We start from the raw sequence: 8,231 nt of genomic DNA, 5'->3' as shown, positions 1-8,231 counted from the left end.
CCGGACCTGTTACAGTCAATAGTTTTCAAGACTATCGCAATCGACCACTCTGCCATTTCTCCTTTACCTGCTACGATCTCTCGTTTTCAGTGGTGCAAAAGTAAGAAGATTTTTTTATTTAGGCAAAATAAATTTGATAATTATCTTGAGCACATCAGTATACTGAAGATAATGAGCGACTTAAAATTTATTTAAATCTCTTCTACCGCTTCCTCATAACTTACCGGATCGGCTATTTCCTGATACCGTTCCCACTCTGCTTCGAGAATCTTATCTGTTTTCATTTCTTCCTCTAACTTAAGGGTCTCGCGATATTGTGTTGCTTCTGCGAGAAGTGTCCATTTGCATTTGATTCCAATAGTTTCAAGATGATTTTTAAGATCGGTAAGTTCAAGTCTGAAAAACTCTTTCCTTGGATTGATTTTATTAAGTTGATTTTTGAGAAATTTCTTATGAAGCTGACGCTCCAAAGCTGGTGCATCTTCTGAAAATATCATTGCGTGCACATCAAATTCAAAAGGAACACTTGCGTCACCCAATTCACGGATACGATCGAGAGGTTCCAGACGTCGGGTCATTCCTATTTTATAAACATGCTCACCGAATGAACCGATATTGGAAATTACATAAACGTTTCCTGTTTTAGTCTGTTGCGCCATCGAAATTGCCCGCTGGTTTTTTTCCTCAGCGAGTTCAAGTCTGCTTTGCAATTCTTCTAATTTTTGCAGAAAAACAGCTTTCTGTTCTTCGTTAGCTACTGTAACCTGAGCCTGAGCTTTTTCTATAAGTCTTTTTAAAGTTTGCTCTTCTTTCTCAGCATCTTTTATAGCTTTTTCAAATTCTCTTCTTGCCTTTTCTTCTTCACGGATCTGTTCCCGGATTTGTCTTTGTTCCTCCAGCTCCATTGCCCGTAATTCCTGAGCTACAACTGCCCATTTCAATTCTTCTAATCTCGCCTGATGGTAAATTTCAGAAATTCTTGCATTTCTAAACGCTTTTCCGTTAAAATTCACCAATTGAAAAGCATCCTCGATTTTTTGTTTTAAAATTCCATAATTATCTTTGCGTACTGTTGATAATATGGAATCGACTTTTCCATTATAGGCATCTATAAAGAAGTCGACAGCAGTTTTTTGTCTTTCATAATCAACATATTCACAAATTCCTGCCTGACGGTTGATAATCATCATCCTGTTGTTCTGACGAAGTTTTTTAAGGTTTTCACCGGCATCTTTATGACTGAAATCTTCAGCTAACTGGTCCAAAAGTGTATAGCTTGGGACCAGATATTCGTTACCATATCCTTTGATTACATTTTTCATCGCTTGAATTCTGTCTGCAATTTCGTTGGCTTCTCTCAGGCTTCTGTAAGCATCTCCACCAATTGATTCTGCTTTATTTTCTGCAGTATTGATGATTCTTTTCGATTCTCTTACTGCGTTTTCATACAATAGCTCAATTTCCCGTTGTTTCTTTTCTGTCAGTTCTTTTATGTTTCTTCGGGATTCTCTTGCATTTTCCTGAGCTTCGGATAATTCCAGATTGCCTCTTTCTCGCAATTTTTCGTAGTCTTTCTGAGCCTTTTTAAGCAAATATTCACATTCTACTTTTACATCAATTATGTTTTGATATTTTCCCAGTTCAAAAACTTTCTCTTCCTGTTCTCTGTTTTTAATCCGAAAATTTGAAAGCTCTGTCTCAACAGTTTTCAGTTTGAATTTTAAAGTACTATTTTCACTTTGAAATTTCGTAGAATTGATTCTGGCTTCATTCAAATCCTGAGTCAAATTGACAATCTGATCTTTGTTTTTCTTATTTTCTGACCTTAAATTATTGACCTTAATAAAAAAGTAAATGATGAGTACAACTAATGTGACGATAATAAAAATTTCCATAGTATTGTTTAATTTGTATACAATACTATGGAAATCCAGATGAATAAAAATACGGGAATCCGCATTTCAGAAATATATTTTAAAGAATTTTAATATTTTAAAGTAAATTAATTATTACTTAAATAATCTTTAATCGTCTCCGTCACCCCAAAACTGTCATTAGAAAATGCTTCATATTTAGCAGCGTCCTTTACTGATGGGTGTGCGTTTTTCATTGCAAATGAATATTCAGCATTTTTAAGCATCTCAATATCATTGAGATAATCACCGAATGCCATGGTTTGCTCAGGAAGAATATTGAGAGATTTTTGAAGTTTCTCAATCGCGTTGCCTTTATTGGTGTGCTTATTCATTATGTCCAGCCAATATTTTCCGGAAACTACGACGACAAGATCTTCATTTTCAAATTTCTTTAAAGCGGGATAAAGAAACTCTTCAGAACTTACGGGATGGTAAACCGCAATCTTGAAAACTGAATCATCAACGGCCTCAGTGAGATCTTCCCTTTTCTGATTTTTGATGTAGTATCTGGTAAAATAGTCTACAAATTCCTGGTCGTTGCTTTCATAATACGAACTGTCTTTTGCACTCAAAACTGCTCTGGCATCAGGAATTTCTCTCACTGTCTTTATAATTTCTGCTACCGCATTCTGATTGAGACGGTCTGCAAAGATTTCCTTATTCTGGTACACTACATAACCTCCGTTTTCGGCAATGAAACCAATTTCATTTTCAATCTCTCCAAAATATTTTGTGATACCGGACATCTGTCTGCCACTGGCAGGTACGAAAAGTATGTCTCTTTTTTTTAATTCTTCATAAATTTTCGGAAACTCAGGACTGACCTCATATTTTGAGTTTAGAAAAGTTCCGTCCATATCCGTTACAATCAGCTTTATATCCTTCATTTTTAATACTTTTTCATTGGTAATGATTTACAAAGATAAGAGTTTATAAATGATTCAGTTTTAAGCAAAGATTAACTATAATGAATTTGGTTCATGAAATTTGTCCGAATAAATTTTGAGTACAGATTATCTTACATCAATCTGTATCTGCTTCAGAGTTCTGTTATCTGAAGAACTGCCATAGAAGACTGTAAACTTACCGGACTTTGGAATGAGACTGTCCGTTTTTTCATCGTAGAAATGGAAGGATTGCGGATTGATTTCAAGCTTTACAAACTCTGTTTTTCCAGCCGGAATTTTAATTCTTTTGAAAGCACGCAAACTTTTTTCCGGAGCTTTATCATCATAATTTTTCTTCAAATACACCTGCACCACTTCTTCCCCATCTCTTTTTGACTGATTGGTTACGGGAATTTCAATCTTTAAACCTTCCTCTTTTCTAATTTTTTTCGATGAAATCTTCACTTTACCATATTTAAAATCTGAATACGACAGCCCGAAACCAAAAGCATACAAAGGTGATTCTTTCATGTAGCGATAAGTACGTCCCTGCATGTCGTAATTTTCAAATCCCTGTTTGTCTGGTGAAATTTTTGTCAGTGCATTATCAAGCTGAGCAAGGGTTTTGTAAAATGTCACCGGCAATCTTCCTGCGGGATTGTAGTCGCCAAAAAGTACGTCTGCAACTGCATTTCCGCCTTCCTGACCACTGTACCACGAACAAAGCAAAGCATCATAATTTTTCTCATCCTGCTCTAGTGCCAGAGCACTTCCTGTCGACAGAACGAAAATCAACGGCTTCCCGGTCTTTTTAAGTTCCGAAAGCATATCCCGCTGTACTTTAGGTAAGTCAATTGAAATTTTATCTCCACCTTTAAAACCTTCTGCATTCACCATCATTTCTTCGCCTTCGAGATTAGGCGACAGTCCTCCTGCAAAAATAATTGCATCTGCATCTTTCACTTTCTCTCTTACCGCAGCAAAATCCAGAGGGTCTTTTCTGTAAATATCGAATCCGATTGTGATCTGTTTACCTTTCTGGATATGCTTTAACTCAACAGAATATTCTTTGTTTTTTTCAACTTTCAGAGCAACTTCAGTGGGTTTTGAAGCATTACCTCCTTTACGGCTCAGCAACTCTTTTCCGTCAACATATAAACTGTAACCGTCTGAAGCAACTGGAGCAAGAAAAACCTCGCCGTCAATCGGACTTTTAAATATTCCGGAAATCTTTGTTGATGTGTTTTCTCTGTTTAAACCCTGTGCAAGCTGAGTTCCGCCGGAATTATTATAATTGATTCCTGTTTTGTTAATTACAACAGCGGATGGCTTATCTTTGAATTCATTATTATTGAAAAACTCGACCTTCATCCCGTTTACACCATTTTTTTCAGTTAAAAAACTGTTGTATAAAGAGGTTTTTGATGACGGATCTACCAAGTCACAGCCGCGTTCATAGACAATTTCTGCATTGGGGATTTTCTTTTTTATACCCTCCAGAATTGTCACAGTGTAGGAAGGTGTTCCGTTGTAATTTCCAAGCTGCATGATTCCATCATCAGCGTTTGGTCCTACAACAGCTATTTTTCTGATACTTTTTGAAAGCGGTAAAGTCTGATTCTGATTTTTAAGTAAAGTCATCGATTTCTGAGCAATCTTCAGTGCCTGACTGCGGTGTTTCTGAGATTCCACAACAGAAATCGGGATTTTACTCCAAGGATTAGCATCTTTCGGATCCAACATTCCCAATTCGAACCAACCAGTCAGAATTCTTTTTAAAGAGGTATCCAACTCAGATTCTTTTATCAAACCTTTTTCAAGAGACTGTGTGAGATTTTTGTATGAATTTCCACATTCAACATCAGTGGTGTGTTTCACAGCTGCAGCAACTGCAGTTTCGGGATTAGGATGGCTTGCATGAGCCTTTTTTTCATAGAAATCATAGATCGCTCCACAATCAGAAACAACCATCCCCTTGAAATTCCAACGTGTGCGAAGAATATCCGTAACCAAAAAATTGTTGGCACAGCAGGGTGCTCCTTCAAAAGCATTGTAAGCACACATTACCTCCCGCACATTTCCTTCTTTCACCAACGCCTCAAATGCAGGCAGATAAGTTTCCCATAAATCTTTGCGGGAAACGGTAGCATTGTAAGAATGACGATTCCATTCAGGGCCACTGTGAACTGCAAAATGTTTCGCGGTGGCGTGTGTTTTAAAATATTTAGGATCATCTCCCTGCAAACCTTTCACTGCAGCAAGACCTAATTGCGTCGTGAGATATGGATCTTCGCCGTACGTTTCCTGACCTCTTCCCCATCTCGGATCACGGAAAATGTTGATGTTGGGAGTCCAGAATGACAGTCCGTGATATCTTTTAATCACATTATTTTCTGCTAAATCCTGATTGTATTTTGCTCTGGCTTCATCAGAAATCATTTCGAAAGTTTTGAGATGTTCCGGAACATCCCATGTTGCAGCCATCGCAATCGCCTGCGGAAAAACAGTGGCTTTGCCTGCTCTGGCTACACCGTGAAGAGCTTCATTCCACCAGTCGTATGCGGGAATTCCCAAACGTTTGACAGCTTTTGAAGAATTCATCATCATTCCTATTTTTTCTTCTGCGGTTAAGAGACTCAGCAAATTTTCCACTCTTTTTTCCCGCGATAACGTCGGATTTTGAAAAGGATATTTAAAATCAGTCTGCGCATGAAGATTTTGGGTTAACAGGATGACTCCCAAACCGATGATGAATTTTTTCATATTTAAACTTTAATGATGTTTCAGTAAATCAGCAACAATTTTTATTAATTCAAATCAGATTTCAGACTTAATTTAAATGCTGTTTCCATTTTTCATAAGCTTCAAGATACTGAGCTCTTTTTTCTGCCTGAGGCTCGATTACAGCTATCTTTTCGAGAGATGCAAATGCTTCTTTGGAGTCTTTGTAGAAACCAATTCCCATACCTGCAGCACGGGCAGCACCTACAGCTCCGTCTGTGTCGTATAGTTCGATCACGGCATTGCTGATTCCGGCTAAAGATTTTCTGAAAATTGAACTTAAAAACATATTGGCATTTCCTGCACGGATCACGCTGATGTCCATTCCCATGTTGCGCATGATGTTCATTCCGTATTCGTAGGAAAAAACAATTCCCTCCTGCGCTGCTCTCAAAATATCACCTTTAGAATGAATATTAAAGTTAATTCCGTGAATTGAACAGTTAGATTCTCTGTTTTCCAGAACTCTTTCAGCTCCGTTACCGAATGGAATAATGCTTAAACCTTTCGCACCTACCGGAGAAAGTGAGGCTAAATCGTTCATATCACCATACGAAGAAAGTGATGTGGCAAAATTATTTTTCAGCCATGAATTTAAAATTCCGGTTCCGTTTATACAAAGTAAAACGCCCAGTCTGATCTGTTCCGGCGTGTGATTAACGTGTGCAAAAGTATTTACTCTTGACAGATCATCATAATCCAAATGATCCAACACTCCGTAAACTACGCCGGAAGTCCCTGCTGTCGAGGCAATTTCTCCCGGATTAAAAACATTGAGTGAAAGTGCATTATTTGGCTGATCTCCCGCCCTGTAAGAAATTGGAGTTCCTACCTTTAAACCTAATTCTTCTGCAGCGGCAGTTGAAACTGTAGACTGAATTCCGAAAGTTGGAATGATTTCAGGAAAAAAACTTTCCGGAATTCCGTAGTAATCGATTACATCTTTAGAAAGACAGTTGTTTTTGAAGTCCCAGAAAATTCCTTCAGACATACCTTCAACCGTCATTCCGATTTCGCCGGAAAGTTTCATCGCGATGTAATCTCCCGGAAGCATTATTTTATCGATCTTTTCGAAAATCTCAGGTTCGTTTTCTTTTACCCAGGCTAATTTTGAAGCGGTGAAATTTCCGGGTGAATTGAGTAGATGAGATAAGCATTTTTCTTTGCCAATGGTCTCAAAAGCCTTTTCACCGTAGGGAACTGCACGGCTGTCGCACCAGATGATAGAAGGTCTCAGAAGATTCTGATCTTTATCCACCAAAATTAAACCGTGCATCTGCCAGGTGATTCCGATTCCTTTGATGTCTTCCGCATTTACGCCGGATCTGTGCATTACGGCTTCATGAGCCAGTCTCAGATTCGTCCACCAGTCCTGGGGATTTTGTTCTGCCCAGCCGGGTTTTACGGCAGTGATCAGCATTTCCTTCTTCGGAGAAAAATCTGACGCCACTACTTTTCCGCTGGATGCTTCGATGAGACAAACTTTTACGGATGAACTTCCTATATCATATCCTAATAAATACATATCCGGTTGAAATTTTATTTGATGAGTTTAGTATTGTTTTTCTTATAAATCTTCTGGTCAAAACTATAATATCTCGCTGCACGGTGAGACACGTTGGTTTCTATCTCATCCAGCTGAATAATATAATTGAATGAAGATATTTTTTTGTGAAAATTCTTGATGTCAATGTATTTTTCACTGATGGCACTGTAAAGTTGATAGAGCTGTCTGATGGTAAATTTTTTAGGCAGAAGCTCAAAAATAATGGTAAAATCAGACTCGATCCATTTGCGAATCTCGATGAGTGATTCCTGAATGATCTGGTTGTGATCAAAAGGGAGATCAGGCACCTTGTCTACCGGAAACCAGTCTACTGTTTCATACTTGCTGCTGTTGATTTTCCGGTCTATTTTGCAGAGAGAAAGATAGGCAACGGTAATAATTCTGTCAATGTGATGGTTGTATTCTTTGTCCATCCATTTCACATCCTTTTCGCTGGCTCTGCCGGGATCTGCGAAGCATTTAAACTGTTTTAAAACCATCTTTTTAATACCTGTCAGTTCTGTCAAAACCCTCTGTGCAGCGTCATCTACCCCTTCATTGTTCATAATGAGACTTCCTGGGAGCTTTCTGTGCTGTTCGTTGGGAATATCTTCGAAATGCCTTTGTACCAAAAGGATATTGAGCCTGTTTTCGTTATCAAAACCAAAGACAACGCAGTCTACCGAAACATAAGTATGTATAAAATTTGGGATCATGGATGAAGTTAACAATTTCGTAATCTCACAAATATAAAAATTCAGAGTCATTAAAAAAATTAAAATCAATTATGTATTGTTTATCAATAGGTTATATATCGTAAAATGATGATATTAATTGAATAAAAAATATGATAAGCTTCGTATGAAATTAATGATTAAAACAGATTTGAAAACATTCATTTACAATAGATTAAAACGAAATTCAGAAATAAATATAAAATTTTAATATAACATGATTTTATGATATTAAAAACAGATTTTTTTTGTGAAATAAGAAACAATTTACTGTTTTGCAATCGGTTTTCAGGCTGATAATTATGATTTAACTCTAAAATAAATCCCCAAAATTCAGGATGAAGGAAAATTTAATCTAAAAATCAGG

The 8,231-nt window shown here is 37.3% G+C and carries 5 protein-coding genes; all 5 read right to left on the bottom strand.

Annotated features, from left to right (window positions below; all coding sequences use genetic code 11):
* Positions 1 to 191: 191 nt before the first annotated feature.
* The 5 genes from ASG21_RS10865 to ASG21_RS10845 all read right to left on the bottom strand — a co-directional run bounded on the left by ASG21_RS10865 (position 192) and on the right by ASG21_RS10845 (position 7,846).
* Positions 192 to 1,895 carry a DUF4041 domain-containing protein gene (locus ASG21_RS10865; RefSeq protein WP_082482415.1) on the bottom strand — a complete coding sequence of 568 codons (1,704 nt, stop codon included), beginning with the start codon at positions 1,893 to 1,895 and terminating at the stop codon, positions 192 to 194.
* A gap of 107 nt (positions 1,896 to 2,002) precedes the next feature.
* Complete coding sequence (locus tag ASG21_RS10860) at positions 2,003 to 2,803, bottom strand: Cof-type HAD-IIB family hydrolase (protein WP_056079608.1); 801 nt, start codon at positions 2,801 to 2,803, stop codon at positions 2,003 to 2,005.
* Between the two features lie 126 nt (positions 2,804 to 2,929).
* The gene (locus ASG21_RS10855; protein ID WP_056079605.1) at positions 2,930 to 5,566 is read right to left on the bottom strand and encodes a glycoside hydrolase family 3 C-terminal domain-containing protein; all 2,637 of its coding nucleotides are present in this window, start codon (positions 5,564 to 5,566) and stop codon (positions 2,930 to 2,932) included.
* Positions 5,567 to 5,633: 67 nt separating this feature from the next.
* Positions 5,634 to 7,109 carry an FGGY family carbohydrate kinase gene (locus ASG21_RS10850; RefSeq protein WP_056079602.1) on the bottom strand — a complete coding sequence of 492 codons (1,476 nt, stop codon included), beginning with the start codon at positions 7,107 to 7,109 and terminating at the stop codon, positions 5,634 to 5,636.
* A 14-nt stretch (positions 7,110 to 7,123) separates the two neighbouring features.
* Positions 7,124 to 7,846, bottom strand: coding sequence for an NUDIX domain-containing protein (locus tag ASG21_RS10845; RefSeq protein ID WP_056079600.1), 723 nt, complete (start codon positions 7,844 to 7,846; stop codon positions 7,124 to 7,126).
* Positions 7,847 to 8,231: the final 385 nt, after the last annotated feature.

Origin of the sequence: Chryseobacterium sp. Leaf394 (assembly GCF_001424105.1) — a bacterium.
Lineage (GTDB): Bacteria > Bacteroidota > Bacteroidia > Flavobacteriales > Weeksellaceae > Chryseobacterium.
The sequence above is the reverse complement of the archived record's forward strand: the minus strand, read 5'-3'. Positions and strand labels throughout refer to the sequence as shown.

What these genes read in the sequence shown, in the direction of transcription:
- ASG21_RS10850 (WP_056079602.1), bottom strand. Translation starts at nt 7,109, where the DNA reads ATGTATTTATTAGGATATGATATAGGAAGTTCATCCGTAAAAGTTTGT.
- ASG21_RS10845 (WP_056079600.1), bottom strand. Translation starts at nt 7,846, where the DNA reads ATGATCCCAAATTTTATACATACTTATGTTTCGGTAGACTGCGTTGTC.
- ASG21_RS10860 (WP_056079608.1), bottom strand. Translation starts at nt 2,803, where the DNA reads ATGAAGGATATAAAGCTGATTGTAACGGATATGGACGGAACTTTTCTA.
- ASG21_RS10865 (WP_082482415.1), bottom strand. Translation starts at nt 1,895, where the DNA reads ATGGAAATTTTTATTATCGTCACATTAGTTGTACTCATCATTTACTTT.
- ASG21_RS10855 (WP_056079605.1), bottom strand. Translation starts at nt 5,566, where the DNA reads ATGAAAAAATTCATCATCGGTTTGGGAGTCATCCTGTTAACCCAAAAT.